Source organism: Thermodesulfovibrio sp. Kuro-1, from assembly GCF_006538445.1.
Classification (GTDB): domain Bacteria; phylum Nitrospirota; class Thermodesulfovibrionia; order Thermodesulfovibrionales; family Thermodesulfovibrionaceae; genus Thermodesulfovibrio; species Thermodesulfovibrio yellowstonii.
The window spans coordinates 291,121-311,386 of the sequence record NZ_BJKS01000002.1; the positions used below are offsets into that span (position 1 = coordinate 291,121).

Sequence of the window (20,266 nt, forward strand, 5' to 3'; positions counted from 1 at the left end):
ATTATACCAGATTATTCATACCTTAATGCATCAATTGGATTAAGCGAAGATGCTTTATATGCAGGATAAAAACCAAAAAAAATCCCTACAAAAGCTGAAAAACTAAAGGCTATCAAAGCTGAAAACAATGAAATACTTACGGGCCATTGCATTATAGAAGATACAACTAACGAAGCACCAATTCCAAAAAGAAGTCCGACAACTCCACCTATCATGGTTAAAAAAACTGATTCTATAAGAAATTGCATTCTGATATCCTTTGGTTTTGCTCCAACTGCCATTCTTATTCCAATTTCTCTTGTTCTTTCTGTAACCGAAACAAGCATTATATTCATAATACCTATTCCACCTACTATTAAAGAAACAGAAGCAATTGCACCAAGAAGGACGGACATGGTTTTTGTGGACTCTTCAGCAGTTTTTAACATCTGTGTTAAGTCCATGACTGTAAAATCATCTTCCTGTCCCTGTCCAATTCTATGTCTCTGTCTTAGAAGCGTTCGTATTTGCTCTGTTGCCAAAGGAATTGCCTCAAGAGATACAGCCTTAGCATAAATTAATCTTACTCTACCAGGCAAAACATTGCCAAAAAGTGTTCTCTGAGCTGTTGTAATAGGAACATATATTATATCATCCTGATCCTGTCCTGTAGGAGACTGTCCTTTTTTGCCAAGAACGCCCACAACCTCAAAAGGTATTTTCTTTATTCTTATCAATTTTCCGGTAGGATCAAGGTCTCCGAAAAGCTTTTCACTAACAGTCTGTCCAATTACAGCAACCTTTGTTCCACTTCTTACATCCTGCTCTGTTAAAAATCTTCCTGATACAATTTCCCACTCACGAACAATAGCCATATCAGGAGTTGTTCCAAGCACAGCAGTTGACCAGTTCTGATTCCCAAAAACAACCTGTGCTGTGCCTGATATTACAGGAGCTACTGCGGAAACTTGAGAACACTCCTTTGAGATTGCCTCGGCATCTACAATTTTAAGAGTTTGTTGTGTTCCTGCTCCCATTCTTATACCACCCTGTGTGGTAGCTCCCGGAAGAATAAGAATTAAATTGCTTCCCATACTTGATATCTGAGCAGAAATTTTTTCACTTGCACCTGTTCCGATTGCAACCATTGTTACTACAGCACCAACTCCTATAATAATTCCAAGTGTAGCAAGAAAAGACCTCATGGCATTAGCTATAAGTGATCTCAAGGCAATATTAATTATGGATGTAATCTCTATCATGATGTTGTATCGCTTATAATTTTACCATCAAGAAATCTTATCTGTCTTTTACCAAAAGCTGCTATATCTGGTTCATGGGTAACAATAATTGTTGTTAATCCCTGTTGTTCATTAAGTTTTTTAAAAATTTCCATTATTTCCATACTTGCCTTAGAATCAAGATTTCCAGTTGGTTCATCAGCAAGTATTATTGATGGTCCATTAACCAAAGCACGGGCAATTGCTACTTTTTGTTGTTGCCCACCACTTAATTGTCTTGGATAATGATTTGCTCTCTCTTTAAGTCCAACCCATGAAAGAGTCTCAAGAGCTTTTTCTTTTCTCTGTCGTAAAGGAATTCCTGCATAAATAAGAGGAAGTTCAACATTCTCAACAGCAGTAGCTCTTGAAAGAAGATTAAATTGTTGAAAAACAAACCCTATTTTTTTATTTCTTATCTCAGCAAGCTCATCTATATCCATTGTTGAAACATCTATGCCTTCAAGATAGTATTTTCCTGTTGTTGGAGTATCAAGACATCCAACAATATTCATAAATGTTGATTTTCCTGAACCTGAAGGACCCATGATACAGACAAATTCTCCCTTTTCAATACTAACAGAAACCCCATTAAGCACCACTAATTCCTGTTCGCCAATCTTGTAGATTTTTGTTACATTTTCAAGTTTTATAATCAACATTTTTAAAATCTTGGTGGAGGATGACTGGTAGATGAGCCAGATGTTTTTTTGCCAGTCTGAATCTCAACAATAACATCTTCACCTTCTTTTATATCTCCTTCAACTACCTCAATCCATTCACCATCACTTACTCCTGTTTTTACCTTGACTCTAACAGGTTTTCCTCCTCTTAAAATCCATACTCCCTGTTCTTTTGAAGGTACAGCATTGGGCATCCTGAATCTCAAAGCAGCATTTGGAATCTTGATAACATTTTTCTTTTCCTGTGCAACAAAAGTAACATTTGCAGTCATACCTGGTTTGAGAAGTAAATGAGTGTTATCAACTGCTATTACAACATCATAGGTTACTACATTTTGAGTAACTGTTGGAGAAAGTCTTATCTGAGCCACAACTCCTTTAAACTTCCTATCAGAATAGGCATCAACTGTAAAAGTTGCCTCCATTCCATTTTTGATTTTGGAGATATCTGCTTCATCCACATTTGTGTCAACCTGCATTTTTGTAAGGTCAGGAGCTATTGTAAACAGTGTCGGAGTTTGAAAACTCGCTGCTACAGTCTGTCCAACTTCAACATTTTTTGCGATAACAACACCATTAACAGGAGACACTATTCTCGTGTATCCAAGATTTGTTTTTGCTTGTCTAAGTCCTGCTTCTGCTTTTTTTAACTGCGCAATAGCTATCTCGTATTGAGCCTTAGCAGTATTGTATGCTGTCTCTGCATCATCAAGTTCGCTACGAGCAATAAAGTCTCGGTTGAAAAGTTCCTGTTTTCTTTTCAATGTCCTTTCAGCATCTTTTAAACTAACTTCAGATTTGAAAAGGTTTGACTTTGCATTGTAAAGGTCTGCCTCAGACTGTTTAAGTTCATTTTCAAAAGGAGTTGGGTCAATCTGAGCAATAAGCTGTCCCTTTTTAACCAAAGAGTTATAGTCCGCATACAAAGCTACAATTGTTCCAGAAACTCTGGTTCCAACAAGAATTGTTGTCACAGGATTTACATTTCCTGTGGCAGTAACTGTCTGAATAATATCTCCTCTTTGAACTTTAACAGTTTTAAACTCCATTTTCTTTGAGCCCGAAAAAATAATTATTAAAAGTAGCACAACAGTAACTAATAGTGCTCCTGAAATTAATACTATTTTTTTCCTATTTTTCATTCTGCCCATCCTACTGTTTTCTGTATTTGTGCATAAGTTACATTATAGTCATAAATTGCCTGCCAATACTGAGTATTTGTTTGTTCATAAAGAACTATAGCATCTACAACCTCTATTGAACTTCCTATTCCGACTTCATATCTTCCCATTGCAAGGTCAAGATTTTCCTTCGCCTGTTTTAAAGCTATTTTGAGTGTTTCTATTTTTTGAGAAGCTTCTTTAAGCTGGACAAAAAGATTTTTTATCTGAGATGTTATCTGTTGCCTAATAGAGTCTTCCTTGTAAGAATAATATGTTGTATCTGCCTTTGCCTGTTTAAGTTTATATGTTGTAGACCATCCACTAAACAGAGGAAGGCTCATTTGCAAAAACAGTGTCCACTTCTTATCAAGAGGAAAATCTTCATTAAGATATCCATAGCTTGCTGAACCTGTAAATTTAGGCATATACTCTTTTTTTACCAGTTCTTCAGTAGAGATTGATGCCTGTTTATTAAATTTTATTGCTTGAAGTTGAGGATTTCTTTCAATAGCAATGTCTAATAACTCTTTTTCATCAAGTTTTCTTACAGCATATTCTTCTTGCCTTATATCAAAATCTTGCATATCAACCGCTCCCATTGCCACTTTTAAATTCAAAAGAGCCTGAGAAAGTTGTTTTTCAGCAGTTATTAAATTGAGGGTTGCATTGCTTAGCTCAACCTCTGCCTTAGTTACCTCAATTTTTGGTTTAAGCCCAACTTCATAAAATCCTTTTGCAAGGTCAAGATGTCTCTTAGATTGTCTAATAACCTCCAGAGCGGTTTCTTTTTGCTTCTTTGCTTTCAGAGCACTGAAATATGCTTCTTTAACATTGTAAATTGTTTGTAAAAGCGTGTCTTTATCCTGCCACTGTGTTGATTTGTAAAGTTCTTCTTGGACCTGCACCTGTTTTGATGTCTTTCCAAAATCAAAAAGAGTCTGTGTAAGATTGATTTGTCCTGAATACTGTTTTGAGTATTCCTCGCCAGTTTTACTTTCCTGGTATGTTCTCTGATATCCTAAAGACAAATCTATTTCAGGAAAATAACCAGAACGAGCCTCTCCGATTTTGAAAAAGCTTTTCTCAACAGTAGACTTTGAAGCAAGGATATCTGGATTTTTCTTCAGTGCTATGTCAATGCATTCCTGAAGAGACAATGTTTTAAGTTCCTGAGCATATAAAGGATTCAAAAAGGAAAAAATTATCAGGAAAATTAAAGCAATTCTTTTTTTCATTGTTTGCCTATAACATCCTTTAACTTTGCTCCTGTATTTACTGTTACATCAACATAGGGGATGACAGACATCCCTGGCCAGAGAGGATAATCAGGCTCAAAGGGAGAATCAACTATTATTCTTACAGGAATACGCTGAACAACTTTAACAAAATTTCCTGTTGCATTTTCAGGCGGGAAGAGACTGAAAACAGCACCTGTCCCTGGTTGAAAACTTGCAACATGACCTTTGAAAATTTTGCCGGGATAGGCATCAACCTTAATTCTGACAGGTTGTCCAACTCGCATTTTTTCTATCTGAGTTTCCTTAAAATTAGCACCTACCCATATATCCTGTTCATCCACAACAGCCATAATAAGCTGCCCAGGGCGAACATACTGTCCAACCTCAACTGATTTTTTGGCAATTCTTCCATCTCTTGGAGAAAAAATCAAAGTTCTTTTTAAATTTATCTCAGAAATCTTGAGTTCTTCCTGTGCTTTTCCTATCAGATGTTGCTGAGTTTTGAGTTTCACTGTAAAGGTATTTATCGTTGATTTAACTTCTTTTATTTGGCTTTCTGCAGCTCTTTCTTGGGCTATTGCTACCTTAAGAGATGCTTCTGCAGAGTCAAATCTGCTTTTTGAAACAAGGTCTTCTTCATAAAGCCCTTTTATCCTTTGATACTCTTTTTCAGCAAGCACTCTCTGAGCATGAGCAGCTTGAAGATTAGCTTCTGCGGTTTTAAGCTTTGCCATTGCTTCATTTAATGATGATGATATTTCTTGAAGCTGATTATACAATGTATTTACATTTTCTCTCTTTGCTTTTACATCTGCAAGATAATCATCTGTTTCTATCTCAACAAGCGGTTCACCCTTTTTTACTCTCTGGTTATAATCAACATAAACTTTAGATACTTTTCCTGAAACTTGCGGAGATATAGGAACTATTGTTCCTTCAATGTAAGCATCATCTGTTCTTTCATAAACAATGTAATAATAAATCTCCTTAGACATAAAGATTAAAGCTCCTACTGCGACAACAATTAATATGGCAATCTTAATTTTCTTTGAGTTTTTAAATCTTTCACCTATGCTTTTAAGACTCACCTGTTCGCTCCTTGAGCAACAATTTCATTGCCTGTAAATGCCTTAAGCAATGTCCCTGTTGCCTGCCTGAGTCTGAGTATTGCAAGTTGATAGTTGTATTGAGCTTCCATAAGCTTCCTTTCAGCAGTTACAAGAAATGTATTGGCATCTGTAACATCAATACTGTTAGCAAGTCCGTATTGATACTGTTTCATTACAGAATTAAAATTATCTCTTGCATAGGCTACTTCATCTTCAAGAGATTTGATTGTGTCTCTGAAAGTTATATAGTTATGATACGCAGATTCTACATCAATAAATACTTCTTTAACTGTATCCTCATATTGAAGTTCAGCTTGTCTGAGCTTTGCTTTGGCTTCACCGACTTCTGCCCTTCTTAGTCCACCTTCAAAAATCGGAAAGTTAATTGATGCAATAGCATATGTTGATTCTTTATTTGTTAACTGGTTTGAAGGATTTTGATCAAGCTTCTGATAGTTTGCTGACATGGTCAGAGTAGGGAAATAAGAACCAATTGCGTAGTTTACATTTTTCCTCGCTATTTCTTTTGAAAGCAGAGCAACCTTAATCTCTGGTCTTAGTTCCTTTGCAAGAGCCTTAACATGGTCAACAGTAAGGCTAAAATAGGGATCATTTAATTTTGTTTCTAATATTTCAAAATCTCCCTCAATTCCTGCATCTCTTGCTAAAATAACCTTCGCAACTTTCAAAGAATTTTTTGCAGATATTAAATCAGCTTCTGCACCACTTAGCTCAGCTTCTGCCCTTAAAAGGTCTGTTTTTGTGACCTCTCCGACTTTAAGCCTTATTTTTGCTGCATCTCTATGTTTCTTTAATCTTTGAACATTACTTTCAGCGATCTCTACAGCTCTTTTTGCTTTTAGATAACCATAAAGGTCTTGAGCAACTCTTATCAAATATTGCTCTTTAAATGAGGCAACATCAAACTCTGTTTTTGTAAGAGTATCCCTTGATATTGCATAGTTTGTAAATTCTCTACCACCAAGAGAAAGTTTTTCCTCAATGGTCAGTCCCCAGAGCATACTTCTGTCAGGCTGAACAATAGATGTATTTACAAGTTTTTCTTTGGTGTAGTCAGTATATTTACCAGAGGCAGTGATAGTTGGAAGAAGTCCTGCCAATGCTTTATATTGACCTTCTTTTGATATTACTATATTTTCCTCAGCAATTCTAACTTTCTCAGCCTTTTTTAAAGCAAGCGAAAAAACATCTGAAATTGTTAAATTTTCCTGGGCAATTGCTTGCTCAGTAAAAATAAAAAGCAATAAAACAAATAATATCTTAATTTTCATTCAATCCTCCTGGTTCCCTCATAAAATATCTCAATATAAGTCTGTAAAGCTTTCTTGAAATCTATCTTTCTTCTGAGGAGTTCTTTCTTTATGAAGAGATTAAAAAGCATTCCAAAATATGCTAAAGAAGCGTAATTAGAATCTAAATCTTTTTTTAAGACCCCATCTTTTTTAAGTTCTTCAAGATATGAAGCAAAAACAAGATAAACTTCATGAATCATTTTACTGTGGATTGCTCTTATCTCAGCAGGATATTGAAAAATTTCTGTATGCATTATACATATTAAATCCCTCTTTTTTTTCAGCAAATCAAAATAGTATTTAGCGATAGTTTTTAGAGAGTCTTTATAATCCTTTTTTTTAATTTCGGGATGAGATCTTTAAGAGTTGGCAAAAATGATTGACTTTTAAGAACATCAATGAAAAGATTTTCCTTTGAAGTAAAATATCTGAAAAGAGTTACCTCAGCTACCTGTGCTTCCTTTGCTATCTCTTTTGTAGTTGTGCCCAGATAGCCTTTTTGTGAAAAAAGCTTGAGTGCTGATTTAAGGATTTTTTCTTTCGTATCAGTCATGGTAGTAACTACTAACATACACCATAAAAAAAAACAATGTCAAGAGATGAATTTTAAAGATAAAAATACAATTGTAATTCTAAATCTACCTTAGTAAGCAAAAAATTTCTTTCTTTTCTTAAAGCAAAAACTTCTGAACATAGCCCTATTGCCAATTTCAGAAAAAATAGTAGTTGATTACCTTTCCATTTATGCAGTAAAATTATAAATTATTTTAATAAGGAGAAGTTTGATGAAAATCAAGGGAAAAGTTTGGAAATTTGGTGACAATATTGACACAGATGCTATAATTCCTGCCAGATATCTCAATACTTCTGACCCCAAGGAACTCGCAAAGCATGTTATGGAAGATGCAGATAGCAGTTTTCCTTCAAAAGTAAAGCCTGGAGATATAATAATCGCAGGAAGAAACTTTGGATGTGGTTCATCCAGAGAACATGCACCAATTGCAATTAAAGCGTCTGGAATACAGGCAGTTATAGCAAAAAGCTATGCAAGAATATTCTTCCGAAATGCTTTCAACATAGGGTTACCGATTTTTGAAGTTCCAGAACTAATTGATGAAACCAATGAGGGTGATGAAGTAGAAATAGACATGAACTCAGGGCAGATTATAAACCTGACTAAAGGTAAAAAATACAACACAAAGCCGATTCCACCCTTTATGCAAGAACTGATAAAAGCAGGTGGGCTTGTTGAATGGACAAAAAAGAGATTAAGCATGGAGGACATAAAATGAATAAAAGAGTTTGCAAAACAAAAAAAGCCAGTTCACAGAGCAAAACTTACAAAATCGCTGTAATTCCAGGAGATGGCACAGGTCCTGAGGTTATCCGCGAGGGAGTTAAAGTTCTAAATGCAGTAAGCAACAGAATAGGCTTTAAACTTGATTACACCTATTTTGACTTTGGAGGAGAAAGATATCTTCGCACAGGAGAAACTCTTCCAGACAGTGCAATTGAAGAACTTAAAAAGTTTGATGCTATATATCTTGGTGCTATTGGACACCCTGATGTAAAACCTGGAATACTTGAAAAAGGCATACTTCTTAGACTTCGTTTTGAACTTGACCAGTATGTTAATCTTCGCCCAGTGAAGCTTTATCCTGGAGTTGACTGTCCCCTTAAAAATAAAGGTCCTGAAGACATAGACTTTGTTGTTGTAAGGGAAAACACAGAAGGCTTATATACAGGCTCAGGAGGATTTCTTAAAAAAGGAACTCCTGATGAAGTGGCAATACAGGTTTCAATTAACACCCGTAAAGGTGTTGAAAGATGCATTAGATACGCCTTTGAATACTGCAAAAAACGAAATAAAAGAAAAAAACTTACTTTATGTGGAAAAACAAATGTTCTCACCTTTGCCTTTGACCTTTGGGAAAGAACATTTTACGAGGTTGCAAAAGATTATCCTGATATTACAACTGATTATGCCCATGTGGATGCAACTACAATGTGGTTTGTAAAAAATCCTGAATGGTTTGATGTTATTGTAACAGATAACATGTTTGGAGATATAATTACTGACTTGGGTGCAATGATTCAGGGTGGAATGGGAATAGCTGCCGGTGGAAATATAAATCCTCAAGGGGTATCAATGTTTGAACCAATTGGAGGCTCTGCTCCAAAATACACAGGTAAAAATGTCATAAATCCCCTCGCAGCAATATGTGCAGCCGGAATGATGCTTGAAAATCTCGGAGAGGAAACAGCTGGTAAACTTATTGAAAGAGCTGTAATAGAAGTAACAGGAAAACATCTAAAAAGCCTTGCTGCAGGAAAAATGGGATATACAACTACAGAAGTAGGTGATTTGGTAGCAAAATATGTGACAGATTTACCTCTGGAGGGATAAAGATGCTTAAAAAGAAAGAAAAATATGTTGTAGCTGTAGTTGGTGCAACAGGAGCAGTGGGAAATGAAATGATTGCTGTCTTAGAAGAAAGGGATTTTCCTGTGGAAACACTCAGGCTTTTTGCTTCAGAAAGAAGCGAAGGCGTACTGCTAAAATTTAAAGGGCAAGACATTCCAGTTGAAACCCTCAAAGAAGACTGTTTTAATGGCATAGATATAGCACTTTTTTCCGCTGGTGCAGAAAGGTCTAAGATATGGGCGCCTGTGGCAGCAAAGTCTGGTTGCGTTGTTGTTGATAACTCAAGTCAGTGGAGAATGGATCCAGAAGTTCCCCTTGTAGTCCCTGAGGTTAATCCTCATGACCTAAAATGGCATAAGGGAATTATTGCCAATCCTAACTGTTCTACTATTCAGATGGTAGTGGCGCTTAAGCCAATTCATGATGTGGCAAAAATAAAAAGAGTGGTTGTTACAACCTTTCAGGCAGTCTCAGGAACAGGTAAAAAAGCAATGGATGAGCTTCTCCAGCAAACAGTGGCTTTACTTAATTTCAAAGATATTGAGATAAAAGTTTATCCCCATCAGATTGCTTTTAATGTCTTACCACATATAGACAAATTTCTTGAAAACGGCTATACAAAAGAAGAGATGAAAATGGTAAATGAAACAAAAAAGATAATGGGTGACCCTTCAATAAGAGTAACTGCCACTACAGTAAGAGTGCCTGTATTCAGAGGCCATTCTGAAAGTGTGAATATTGAGACTGAAAAGAAAATTACTGCACAGGAAGTAAGAGAATTATTAAGCAAATCGCCAGGGATTGTGGTTATAGATAATCCTGAAAAGAATGAATATCCGCTTCCAATTTATGCTTCGGGTAAAGATGAAGTTTTTGTAGGTAGAATCCGTGAAGATGAATCCATTGAAAATGGAATAAATATGTGGGTTGTTTCAGACAATCTTCGTAAAGGTGCAGCATTGAATGCTGTCCAGATTGCAGAAGAACTTATAAAAATGACAGCTTAGGCTGTATTCAGACATAAAACAAAGGAGGCAATATAATGTTAGGAGACAGAAAGGACTATATTTTCACCTCTGAATCAGTTACAGAGGGACATCCAGATAAAGTGGCTGATCAGATTTCTGATGCAATACTTGATGCTATGATTTCAAAAGACCCCTATTCAAGAGTAGCCTGTGAAACTTTAGTAACTACAGGACTTGTTATGGTCGCAGGAGAGATTACAACCAACTGTTACGTAGATATTCCCTCTGTTATAAGAGAGACAGTTAAAGAAATTGGATATACAAGAGCAAAGTATGGGTTTGATTATGAGACCTGTGCAGTTATTACATCAATTCATGAACAATCTCCTGATATTGCTATGGGAGTTGATCCAGGAGGTGCAGGGGACCAAGGGCTTATGTTTGGATTTGCCTGCAATGAAACAGAAGAACTTATGCCAATGCCTATAATGCTTGCTCACAAACTTGCAATGAAGCTTGCAGAGGTAAGGAAAAAAGACATTCTTACTTATCTGAGACCTGATGGAAAAACTCAGGTTACTATAGAATATAGAGATGGAAAACCCTATCAGGTTAAAAGTATAGTTGTTTCAGCGCAGCATGCACCTGACATCACTTTAAGAGAAATGAGGGAGGATATTGTTGAAAAGGTAATAAAACCTGTTGTTCCAAAAGAACTTCTTGATGAAGAAACTGTCCAATACTTTATAAATCCCACAGGAAGATTTGTGATTGGCGGTCCTATGGGAGATACAGGGCTTACAGGAAGAAAAATCATTGTTGATACTTATGGTGGCGTAGCAAGACATGGAGGTGGCTGTTTTTCAGGAAAGGATGCTACAAAGGTAGACCGTTCTGGCTCATACATGGCAAGATATATTGCTAAAAATCTTGTTGCAGCAGGACTTTGTGATAGAGTAGAGATTCAGATTGCCTATGTAATAGGTGTCCCAGAGCCAGTTTCTGTTTATATCAACAGCTTTGGCACAGGTAAAATTGAAGATAGAAAGATGGAGGAAATTGTTAAGAAAGTCTTTAATTTAACGCCGAAAGGCATAATTGAGAAACTTCAACTTAGAAGACCAATTTTTAAGAAAACCGCTGCCTATGGTCATTTTGGAAGACCTGACCCTGATTTCACATGGGAGCAAACAGACATGGCAGAAACATTAAGAAAGGAGGCTGAACTTTGCTAAAATACGACATCAAAGACATTAAATTAGCTGAAAAAGGCAAACTCCGTATAGAATGGGCTGAGATGGATATGCCTGTTTTAAGAATGATTCGGGATAGATTCAAAAAAGAAAAACCTCTTAAGGGAGTAAAGCTTGCTGCCTGCCTTCATGTAACAACAGAAACAGCTAATTTAATGATAACCCTTAAAGAAGGTGGAGCTGAGCTTGCGCTTTGTGCATCAAATCCTTTAAGCACTCAGGATGATGTAGCATCTGCATTGGTTAAATATTACAAAATTCCTGTGTTTGCAATTAAAGGAGAAGATAGAGATACATATTATAAACATATCTATCAGGCTCTTGAAATAAAGCCGCATATAACAATGGATGACGGAGCTGATTTGGTATCAACACTTCATAAAGAAAAAAGAAAACTTCTTTCCCATGTTCTTGGCGGGACAGAAGAAACAACAACAGGTGTAATAAGGCTAAGAGCAATGGCAGATGATGGTGCACTTAAGTATCCTGTAATAGCTGTTAATGATGCTTACACAAAGCATCTTTTTGATAATCGTTATGGAACAGGACAGAGCACAATAGATGGAATTCTTAGAGCCACCAACAGACTGCTTGCTGGTTCTATTTTTGTTGTTTGTGGTTATGGATGGTGTGGAAGAGGAGTTGCAATGAGAGCAAAAGGCATGGGTGCAAGGGTAGTTGTCACAGAAGTAGACCCTTTAAAAGCTCTTGAAGCAGTAATGGATGGATTTGATGTAATGCCCATAATTGATGCTGCAAAGATTGGTGACATTTTTGTCACGGTTACAGGAAACATAAATGTAATCTCTGAAAAAGTATTTTCAAAGATGAAAAACGGTGCAATTGTAGCAAATACAGGACATTTTAATGTAGAAATAGACATTGAAGGTTTAAATAAACTTTCAAAGTCAAAGAGAGTCATTAGAGAGTTTGTTGAAGAATACACCCTGAAGGACGGTAGAAGAATTTATCTGCTTGCAGAAGGCAGACTTGTAAATTTGAGTGCAGCAGAAGGGCATCCTGCGGCAGTTATGGATATGAGTTTTGCCAATCAGGCACTTTCTGCTGAATATATATTTAAAAATGCTAAAAAATTAGAAAAAAAGGTGTATTCTGTACCTGAAGAAATTGACAGAGAAATTGCCCGACTAAAACTTGAAAGCATGGGAATAAAAATTGACAAACTAACAAAAGAACAGGATAAATATCTCCATAGCTGGCAGATGGGGACATGATTGGACTGCCTGAGAAACTTTCTGTAGAGATAACTACAAAATGCAATCTTCATTGCGAGATCTGTCCTAAACAGAGTCCTAATTATCATCATCCTGATTCAGAGATGGATTTTGAAACATTCAGCAGGCTTAAACCTCTTTTCCCCTATATTAAAAGCCTGATTCTTAATGGAATTGGTGAACCACTTCTGCATCCAAATATTGAAAACTTCATTGCTTTAGCAAGTGCTTACATGCCTGAGGGAGCTTTAATCGGATTTCAAACAAATGGCGTGCTTCTAACAGATGAAAAATTAAAAGAACTTGTAAAGGCTGGCTTAAATAAAATCTGTGTTTCAATTGATAGCCTTACTCCTGTAAATGGACTTCATGAACCTGAGTATGGTGAAAAGGCTCTTGAAACTATCTATCGTATAAAACTAAACAACAATGGAAAACTCCAAAGCGGCATAGAAACTGTTATAACCAGGGATAACCTTGATCAAATTGTTCCCACCATTAAAGAAGCTTCAAAATATGGTATAGATTTTATAATTCTTTCTCATTTAATTCCCTATTCGCCTTTAGTTTTAAATAAAGTTGCATATGAAACAAACAATGAAGAATCAGTAAAAATATTCAAGAAATGGCTTACATTACTTGAAAAAGCAGGCTATACAATAAATGAATGGCTTGAGCTTATGAAAAAGAAAGCCCTACCAGAGTTTTTTCCTGAAGAAAATGAAGCTATGAGACTTTTTAAGGGAATGTATGACGAAGCAACTGAAAAAGGACTTACACTTCATATGCAAAATTTAATAAACAGAGATGAAAAACTCATAAAAGAAGTAAATTTAGTTTTGAAAGAGGTAAAAAGACTATCAAAAAAACTGGATATATCAATTCAAATTCCAAAAACCAATCCTGCACCTCGTAGAAAATGTGATTTTCTTGAAGAAAAATGTTTATTTATTGGAGTTGATGGAGAAGTTTCACCATGTTATTTTTTATGGCACAGTTTTACATGCTATATTGCTGGACTTAAAAAATCAGTTAAACGCTGGACATTTGGGAATATTAAGGACAAAGACCCTGGTTATATACTCAATTCATCTGAATACACAAATTTCATCAATTCAGTTTTAAAGTATGACTTTCCTTATTGCTATGACTGTAACTTTGCCCTTTGTGACCTTATGGAACTTGAAGATTTTCTCTATGACTGCTATACCAATGATGTTCCATGTGGAGCATGTCTATGGTGTGGCGGTTTATTTTACTGTATGATATAATTGACTAAATAATTATTAGTCCAATCAAAGGAGGTGCTTTATGAAAATTTTAAGAATTAACATGAGTGAAGATGCACCTGAAGTAAAATTTGAGGATTTAGGTCAATATGAAGGACTTGGTGGAAGAGCACTTACTTCAGCAATAATATCAAAAGAAGTTGACCCCCTTTGTCATCCATTGAGTGCTGACAATAAACTTGTAATAGCCTGCGGACTTCTTGGTGGAAGCGCTGCAGCAATGTCTGGAAGAACTTCTGTAGGATGCAAAAGTCCTCTTACAGGAGGGATTAAAGAAGCAAATTCAGGAGGACAGGCAGGACAGGTTCTTGGAAGACTCGGAATTGCAGCAATTGTCCTTGAAGGAAAGCCTAAGGGAGATGATACATATAAAATTTATATTAACAAAAATGGTGTTAAGGTTGAAAAAGACAATTCTCTTAAAATGCTTCCAAACTATGATCTTATTGAAAAAATGAAAAAAGAGTTCGGAGAAAAAATTGCCTGTGTAAGTATTGGTCCTGCAGGTGAAATGAAAATGTCAGGTGCATCTGTTGCATTGACTGATATGGAACTTAGACCAACAAGACATGCAGGAAGAGGCGGGGTTGGTGCGGTGATGGGTTTAAAAGGAGTAAAAGTTATTGTTCTTGATGATACTGAAACAACACCAAGACAGCCAAAAAATGTAGAAGCATTTAAAGAAGCAAATAAAAAATTTGTTGCAGGACTTCAGAAACATCCTGTAACAGGACAAGGACTTCCTGCTTATGGAACAAATGTATTAACAAACATAATAAATGAAGTTGGAGCATATCCTACCTATAACTTCAAAGAAGGACGTTTTGCTGGAGCAAGAAAAATCAGTGGTGAAGTGGAAGCAGAGCTTGAAAAACAAAGAGGTGGAAACCCTACACATGGATGCCACAGGGGATGTGTTATACGTTGTTCAGGAATTTATCATGACAAAGATGGACATTATCTCACTAAACAACCTGAATACGAAACAGTATGGGCATTGGGTGGAAACTGCGGGGTTGATGACATAGATAAAATAGCTATGATGGATTTTCTATGTGACAACTATGGAGTTGACACCATTGAGATGGGCGCAACAATTGCAGTTGCAATGGAAGCTGGATTGCTTAAGTGGGGAGATGCTGATGCTGCAATAAATCTCCTACATGAGGTGGGTAAAGGAACACATCTTGGAAGAATTATAGGAAATGGAGCAGCATTCACTGGCAAAGCTTTCGGAGTTGAAAGAGTGCCTGTTGTGAAAGGGCAAGCACTTCCAGCTTATGATCCAAGAGCAGTTCAGGGAATCGGAGTCACATATGCAACAAGCCCTATGGGCGCAGATCACACTGCAGGATATTCAATTGCGCTTAATGTTTTAAAAACAGGTGGATTTGTTGATCCTCTTAAGCCTGAAGGACAAGTTGAGCTCTCACGTAATCTTCAGATTGCAACAGCTTTTGTAGATTCAACAGGCATGTGTCTTTTTATAGCTTTTGCACTACTTGACCAGCCAGAAACTAATCAGGCTTTGCTTGATATGCTCAATGCCTTTTATGGTTGGAATATGACTGATAAAGATGTAGTTGAATACGGGAAAAAGGTTCTCAAATTTGAAAGAGATTTCAATCTTCGTGCAGGATTTACAAAAGAGCATGACAGACTTCCAAGATTTTTCTATAAAGAGCCTCTTCCACCACACAATACAGTATTTCAGGTAAAAGATGAAGAGCTTGACCAACTATTTAACTGGTAAAATTTCTACTGCTCAGGGTTGGTGACTGCCATCCCTGAGCAAATTTTAAAAATGAAAGTAGTTGTTAAACTTTTTGGTGGTATAAAATCAGAAAAAGACTTCCCCAGAAATGAAGAAAAAGACCTTATTGTGGAAACTGAGAAACCTCTAACTATTTATGAATTAATTGATTTTTTAAGCCTAAATAAAAAACCCTTCATAGTTGTTCTTAATGGAGTTATTCTTACCAACCTTTCTATTCAAATAAAAGATGGTGATGAAATAAGTCTTTTCCCTCCTATCGCAGGCGGATAGGTTTGAAGAAAAAAATAATAGTCAAACTAATAGGGAAAATGCAGTTTTAGAAAATTAATGCCTGCAGGCTCATTTTCTTAGCACCATTTCCTGCAGGCAAGTTTTCCTATCTAAATAAGGCGTTTATCTCTGTCCCGCTTCTTTCTTTTTGATTGTTATTCATGTTGCAGTCATCGTTTTTAGGATTGCTATCCATTCTTATATCAGGGTCATAGGCAATAACTACCCTGTAAGATGGTGGAAATTCGCCCTCAGAAGGTGAGGAGGCATTCCAGTTACGTTCATAGCTAACTGTTATTTCCTGCCCGGGATTTAAATTCTGGAATTTTTTTGTAGCTACAAGGTTAGCTTTTCCACCCATAGGAATTTCATAGAGATAAACAGCCTGCTGATTTGGTCCTGAAATGTATGGCTCAACTCCCATATTTTTTACCACACCTGTTATTCTAACTTTTCCTGAGAACTGACTCGTTTTTGAAACAACGGTAAAATCAATTCTCTGAACTGCTGGGTCAGGACATTTTGGTGGAGGAATTGGTTTAATCTGTTTTAGTTTATCTTTGTCTACAGGAGATTTAAGCTGGTCTTTTGGTTGAGGCGGAGTTTCTGCATAGGCTAAAGAGAAGACAAATAAAATTAAACTTAAAATGCTGAGATAAGTAAATAATTTTTTCATTTTATTCTCCTAATTTGTTTTTCTTTTAAATTCATATCCAGGAGCGTTAATAATTTGTATTTTTGATGTATCTAAGGGTCTTCTTTGAAATTCGTCCCTACATTTCTCGGAATCAGCCTTGAAATAAAATATCAACTCATACTCACCTGTATTTGGATTTATAGGTGAAGTAACAGGGCTTTGATTCGCGTGACACTCACTTGGTATAAAACGAAATGCTTCACTTGACATAGCTTTTACCATTGCTCCTTCAGGAAGGCGAATAACAGAACCATCAGGGGCGGTTATTTTTCCTTTAACATGAATGTGACTAAGTTGAGGATAATTTGTAGTTGAAGGGTCATGGGCTAAGGCAAAACTTGCTGAGGATAATAAAACTGTTATTACTAAAGAGATTACTAAAGCGTTGTTAAAATTTACTTTCATTTTTCCTCCTCTTAAGCTTTTTTTACAATTTACTATTTTTTCTGTGAGTCAAGAATTTTTACGCCAATAAAATCAATATTGGTAAATTCTCTGCTCTTTGTAACCTTAATTGCTTCAAAGTCAATGTTAGAAAACTCCCTGCTTTTCATTAGGGGCGTAGCAGTAAAATCAATATTAGCAAACTCTCTACTCTTTGTAAGCTTGATTACTTCAAAATCAATGTTAGGAAACTCTCTGCTTTGGACATAAGGAATGGCGATAAAGTCAATGTTTCGGAATTCTCTACTCTTTACTGTAGGTAGTGGTTGTTGTTTCTGGATATTCTCATTAACCTTTGGTGGCTGTAATGTTTGCTGTTTTTGTTTTTGAATTTTTTCATTAACTTTTGGTGGTGTCACACTTAACGGGAGCTGTGCACTGATATCTAATGCGCTGAAACTAAAACAAAGGCACAAAATACTTAGAATAAATAGCTTTCTGTTCAATCTTCACCTCCTCCTCAGAAAAATTTCAAAAGCATGGAACTATTTTGAAAAAGAAACTTTGAAAAAATCAATGAAAATTTTAGATGATTGTAAACACTTTTTTACAGTTTCTTCAGAATAACCTTTAATATCAGCTTTTTCAAAATTCTTCAGTTCCTTAGAGAAACAAAAATTGTCAAAATATTATACAGAGAAAAGTATAATAAATCATCTGGTAGTTTATTTTTTATCATCTCTATTTATGAGAATGATGAAAGAAGCATTAAACAAAAATGTTTCCGTAGAAAGAATAAGACAAACACTGAAGAAAGGCTTTATTAGAACATTAATTTAATTATCTGTAAATTTCTTAAAGATGAGAGAGGCATTAGTTCCGCCAAAACCAAATGAGTTTGTCATAGCGTATTTAATTTCTTTTTTCTTTGCATTATAAGGAACATAGTCAAGATCACATTCTGGGTCAGGATTATCAAGATTAATGGTAGGAGGCACAATATCTTCATATATACTCAATATTGTAAATATAGCCTCAACACCTCCAGCAGCACCAAGTAGATGTCCTGTCATTGATTTTGTAGAACTTACACAAAGTTTATAGGCATGTTCACCAAATATTGTTTTTATAGCCTGCGTCTCAAGTTCATCTCCTTGTTTTGTAGCTGTTCCATGAGCATTTATGTAATCTATCTCTTCTGGAGATATTCCTGCATCATTCAATGCCATTTTCATGCATCTTGCACCTCCTTCACCTTCAGGAGCAGGAGCTGTAATATGATAAGCATCTGAAGTCATTCCATATCCCACAAGTTCTGCATAAATTTTAGCACCTCTTTTTAAGGCATGTTCAAGCTCCTCAAGAATAAGGATTCCAGAACCTTCTCCCATTACAAATCCGTCTCTATCAGCATCAAAAGGTCTGCTTGCTTTTTCTGGTTCCTCATTTCTTGTTGACAAAGCCCTCATTATTGCAAATCCTGCAACAGCCATTGGTGTAATCACAGCTTCTGCACCACCTGCAATCATTACATCTGCGTCACCATACTGAATCATTCTGAAAGCTTCGCCAATTGAATGGTTTCCTGTAGCACAGGCAGTTGTTACAGCAAGATTAGGACCTTTTATTCCATATCTTATTGATATCTGTCCTGCTGCAAGATTAATGATAACCATAGGAATGAAGAAGGGGCTCACTCTTTTCCAGCCTTTTTCAAGTAATATCTGATGATAATACTCAATTGCTGGGAGTCCACCCATTCCAGAGCCAATAACAATTCCTATCCTTTCTGAGTTTTCAGGAGTGATTTCTAACTCCGAATCTGCAATTGCCATCTCAGTAGCAGCAATTGCAAAATGAATAAATCTGTCCATTTTTTTTACTTCTTTTAGTTCAATATATTTTGTCGGATCAAATCCTTTAACTTCAGCGGCTATTCTTACAGGATAGTCCTTAGCATCAAAATGAGTAATGTAACCAACTCCTGATTTGCCTTGAATAATTGCCTGCCAAGAGGATTGAACATCAAGACCGAGAGGGGAAATCATTCCCAACCCGGTCACAACAACTCTTCTTTTGCTCATAAATAACTATGCCTGATTTATTTTGTTTTTTATATACTCTATAGCGTCTTTTACTTTACCAATCTTTTCCGCATCTTCATCAGGAATCTCAATTCCAAAAGCTTCCTCAAAAGCCATAACAAGCTCAACAGTATCAAGAGAGTCTGCTCCAAGGTCTTCAACAAAAGACGCCTCTGGTGTCACCTGTGATACTTCAACACCAAGCTGCTTTGCTATGATTTCTTTTACTTTTTCCTCTACCATTATTTACCTCCTTTTTTTCTTTTTTACATGTACATTCCGCCATTTACATGAATAACCTGCCCGGTTATATATCCAGATTCTGGCAAAGCCAGAAATGTTATAGCATTTGCAACGTCCTGAGTTGTCCCAAATCTTGATAAAGGAATCATTCTCAACATTTCCTCTTTAACCTTTTCTGGTAGTTGTTCTGTCATAGCTGTTTGGATAAAACCTGGAGCAACTGCGTTAACAGTTATTCCTCTTGAAGCATACTCTTTTGCTAATGTCTTGGTTAGAGCCACCAAGCCTGCCTTTGATGCTGAATAATTAACTTGACCGGGATTTCCGATAAAAGCTACAACAGAAGCAATATTTATAATTCTTCCATATTTATTTTTTGACATAATCTTAATAGCTTCTCTTGAACAAAGAAATGCTCCTTTAAGATTTATATTTAAAACAGCATCCCATTCTTCATCTTTCATTCTTATAAGAAGATTATCCCTTGTTATACCCGCATTGTTTACAAGAATTTCAATTTTAGAAAATTTTTTTACTGCTTCCTCAAATAGCCTTTTTACATCTTCTGAGTTAGAGATGTCAGCTTTAATTCCTAAGGTTTCAACACCATACTGTGATTTAATCTCTTCAGCAACTTTTTCAGCATTACCCCCATTTATATCAACAATTACAATTTGCACACCTTTCTTAGCAAGTTCTTCAGCTGCGGTTCTTCCAATTCCTCTTGAAGAGCCAGTTATTACAGCTGTTTGTCCTTTCATAAAAAACCTCCTTGAATATTATCTGAAAATCAAATTATAAAAAAAATCTATCTAAAAATTCCACCCCATAGTTATAAATAAATTTGGAATTTAAAAGGATAGGAACTTAAATATT

At 36.0% G+C, this 20,266-nt stretch carries 22 protein-coding genes; 8 read left to right on the forward strand and 14 right to left on the reverse strand.

The window, feature by feature from the left end; translation table 11 throughout:
• Nucleotides 1–11: 11 nt before the first annotated feature.
• The 8 genes from FLY87_RS03695 to FLY87_RS10115 are packed head-to-tail and all read right to left on the reverse strand — an operon-like array spanning nucleotide 12 to nucleotide 7,336.
• A complete protein-coding gene (locus FLY87_RS03695) occupies nucleotides 12–1,241 on the reverse strand; it encodes an ABC transporter permease (protein ID WP_012545399.1) in 1,230 nt (409 codons plus the stop codon).
• Nucleotides 1,238–1,921, reverse strand: a complete 684-nt coding sequence (locus FLY87_RS03700) for an ABC transporter ATP-binding protein (RefSeq protein ID WP_012546598.1) — start codon at nucleotides 1,919–1,921, stop codon at nucleotides 1,238–1,240. The genes FLY87_RS03695 and FLY87_RS03700 overlap by 4 nt, the downstream gene beginning before the upstream one ends.
• 2 nt (nucleotides 1,922–1,923) lie before the next feature.
• Entirely contained in the window at nucleotides 1,924–3,084 is a 1,161-nt protein-coding gene (locus FLY87_RS03705) for an efflux RND transporter periplasmic adaptor subunit (RefSeq protein ID WP_012546795.1), read from the reverse strand.
• A complete protein-coding gene (locus FLY87_RS03710) occupies nucleotides 3,081–4,340 on the reverse strand; it encodes a TolC family protein (protein ID WP_012545697.1) in 1,260 nt (419 codons plus the stop codon). Before FLY87_RS03710 ends, FLY87_RS03705 begins: the two co-directional genes overlap by 4 nt.
• Nucleotides 4,337–5,431 carry an HlyD family secretion protein gene (locus FLY87_RS03715; protein WP_012545031.1) on the reverse strand — a complete coding sequence of 365 codons (1,095 nt, stop codon included), beginning with the start codon at nucleotides 5,429–5,431 and terminating at the stop codon, nucleotides 4,337–4,339. The genes FLY87_RS03710 and FLY87_RS03715 overlap by 4 nt, the downstream gene beginning before the upstream one ends.
• Complete coding sequence (locus FLY87_RS03720) at nucleotides 5,428–6,744, reverse strand: TolC family protein (protein WP_012545993.1); 1,317 nt, start codon at nucleotides 6,742–6,744, stop codon at nucleotides 5,428–5,430. The genes FLY87_RS03715 and FLY87_RS03720 overlap by 4 nt, the downstream gene beginning before the upstream one ends.
• On the reverse strand, nucleotides 6,741–7,052 hold the full coding sequence (locus FLY87_RS10110; protein ID WP_255446963.1) for a hypothetical protein: 312 nt from the start codon (nucleotides 7,050–7,052) through the stop codon (nucleotides 6,741–6,743). Before FLY87_RS10110 ends, FLY87_RS03720 begins: the two co-directional genes overlap by 4 nt.
• 26 nt (nucleotides 7,053–7,078) lie before the next feature.
• Complete coding sequence (locus FLY87_RS10115) at nucleotides 7,079–7,336, reverse strand: TetR/AcrR family transcriptional regulator (RefSeq protein WP_181405976.1); 258 nt, start codon at nucleotides 7,334–7,336, stop codon at nucleotides 7,079–7,081.
• A gap of 214 nt (nucleotides 7,337–7,550) precedes the next feature.
• Between FLY87_RS10115 and leuD the strand changes: the two genes are divergently transcribed.
• Genes leuD through FLY87_RS03765 form a run of 8 tightly spaced genes read left to right on the forward strand, consistent with a single transcriptional unit; the run spans nucleotide 7,551 to nucleotide 15,982 of the window.
• Nucleotides 7,551–8,057, forward strand: coding sequence for a 3-isopropylmalate dehydratase small subunit (gene leuD / locus FLY87_RS03730; RefSeq protein WP_028842162.1), 507 nt, complete (start codon nucleotides 7,551–7,553; stop codon nucleotides 8,055–8,057).
• Nucleotides 8,054–9,172 (forward strand): 3-isopropylmalate dehydrogenase, encoded by a 1,119-nt coding sequence (locus tag FLY87_RS03735; protein WP_012546078.1) that lies wholly within the window; start codon nucleotides 8,054–8,056, stop codon nucleotides 9,170–9,172. Before leuD ends, FLY87_RS03735 begins: the two co-directional genes overlap by 4 nt.
• Nucleotides 9,173–9,174: 2 nt before the next feature.
• Nucleotides 9,175–10,197: an aspartate-semialdehyde dehydrogenase gene (locus FLY87_RS03740; RefSeq protein WP_012545714.1), complete on the forward strand. Its 1,023-nt coding sequence runs from the start codon at nucleotides 9,175–9,177 to the stop codon at nucleotides 10,195–10,197.
• 35 nt (nucleotides 10,198–10,232) lie between these two features.
• On the forward strand, nucleotides 10,233–11,393 hold the full coding sequence (gene metK / locus FLY87_RS03745) for a methionine adenosyltransferase (RefSeq protein WP_012546806.1): 1,161 nt from the start codon (nucleotides 10,233–10,235) through the stop codon (nucleotides 11,391–11,393).
• A complete protein-coding gene (gene ahcY, locus FLY87_RS03750) occupies nucleotides 11,387–12,646 on the forward strand; it encodes an adenosylhomocysteinase (protein WP_141266324.1) in 1,260 nt (419 codons plus the stop codon). The genes metK and ahcY overlap by 7 nt, the downstream gene beginning before the upstream one ends.
• Nucleotides 12,643–13,917, forward strand: a complete 1,275-nt coding sequence (locus FLY87_RS03755) for a radical SAM/SPASM family putative metalloenzyme maturase (RefSeq protein WP_012545285.1) — start codon at nucleotides 12,643–12,645, stop codon at nucleotides 13,915–13,917. Before ahcY ends, FLY87_RS03755 begins: the two co-directional genes overlap by 4 nt.
• Nucleotides 13,918–13,957: 40 nt before the next feature.
• Nucleotides 13,958–15,688, forward strand: coding sequence for an aldehyde ferredoxin oxidoreductase family protein (locus FLY87_RS03760; protein WP_141266325.1), 1,731 nt, complete (start codon nucleotides 13,958–13,960; stop codon nucleotides 15,686–15,688).
• A 51-nt stretch (nucleotides 15,689–15,739) separates the two neighbouring features.
• A complete protein-coding gene (locus FLY87_RS03765; RefSeq protein ID WP_012545073.1) occupies nucleotides 15,740–15,982 on the forward strand; it encodes a MoaD/ThiS family protein in 243 nt (80 codons plus the stop codon).
• Between the two features lie 106 nt (nucleotides 15,983–16,088).
• Here the strand turns inward: FLY87_RS03765 and FLY87_RS03770 are convergent, their stop codons facing one another.
• The 6 genes from FLY87_RS03770 to fabG form a co-directional block, all read right to left on the reverse strand.
• Nucleotides 16,089–16,658, reverse strand: a complete 570-nt coding sequence (locus tag FLY87_RS03770) for a hypothetical protein (RefSeq protein ID WP_012545954.1) — start codon at nucleotides 16,656–16,658, stop codon at nucleotides 16,089–16,091.
• A 9-nt stretch (nucleotides 16,659–16,667) separates the two neighbouring features.
• Nucleotides 16,668–17,084: a hypothetical protein gene (locus FLY87_RS03775; RefSeq protein ID WP_012545298.1), complete on the reverse strand. Its 417-nt coding sequence runs from the start codon at nucleotides 17,082–17,084 to the stop codon at nucleotides 16,668–16,670.
• 32 nt (nucleotides 17,085–17,116) lie between these two features.
• Nucleotides 17,117–17,569: a hypothetical protein gene (locus tag FLY87_RS03780; protein WP_164924791.1), complete on the reverse strand. Its 453-nt coding sequence runs from the start codon at nucleotides 17,567–17,569 to the stop codon at nucleotides 17,117–17,119.
• A gap of 330 nt (nucleotides 17,570–17,899) precedes the next feature.
• Entirely contained in the window at nucleotides 17,900–19,147 is a 1,248-nt protein-coding gene (gene fabF, locus FLY87_RS03790) for a beta-ketoacyl-ACP synthase II (RefSeq protein ID WP_012544941.1), read from the reverse strand.
• Nucleotides 19,148–19,153: 6 nt separating this feature from the next.
• Nucleotides 19,154–19,390 (reverse strand): acyl carrier protein, encoded by a 237-nt coding sequence (gene acpP, locus FLY87_RS03795; protein ID WP_012545237.1) that lies wholly within the window; start codon nucleotides 19,388–19,390, stop codon nucleotides 19,154–19,156.
• 23 nt (nucleotides 19,391–19,413) lie between these two features.
• The gene (gene fabG / locus FLY87_RS03800; protein WP_012546317.1) at nucleotides 19,414–20,151 is read right to left on the reverse strand and encodes a 3-oxoacyl-[acyl-carrier-protein] reductase; all 738 of its coding nucleotides are present in this window, start codon (nucleotides 20,149–20,151) and stop codon (nucleotides 19,414–19,416) included.
• Nucleotides 20,152–20,266 lie beyond the last annotated feature (115 nt).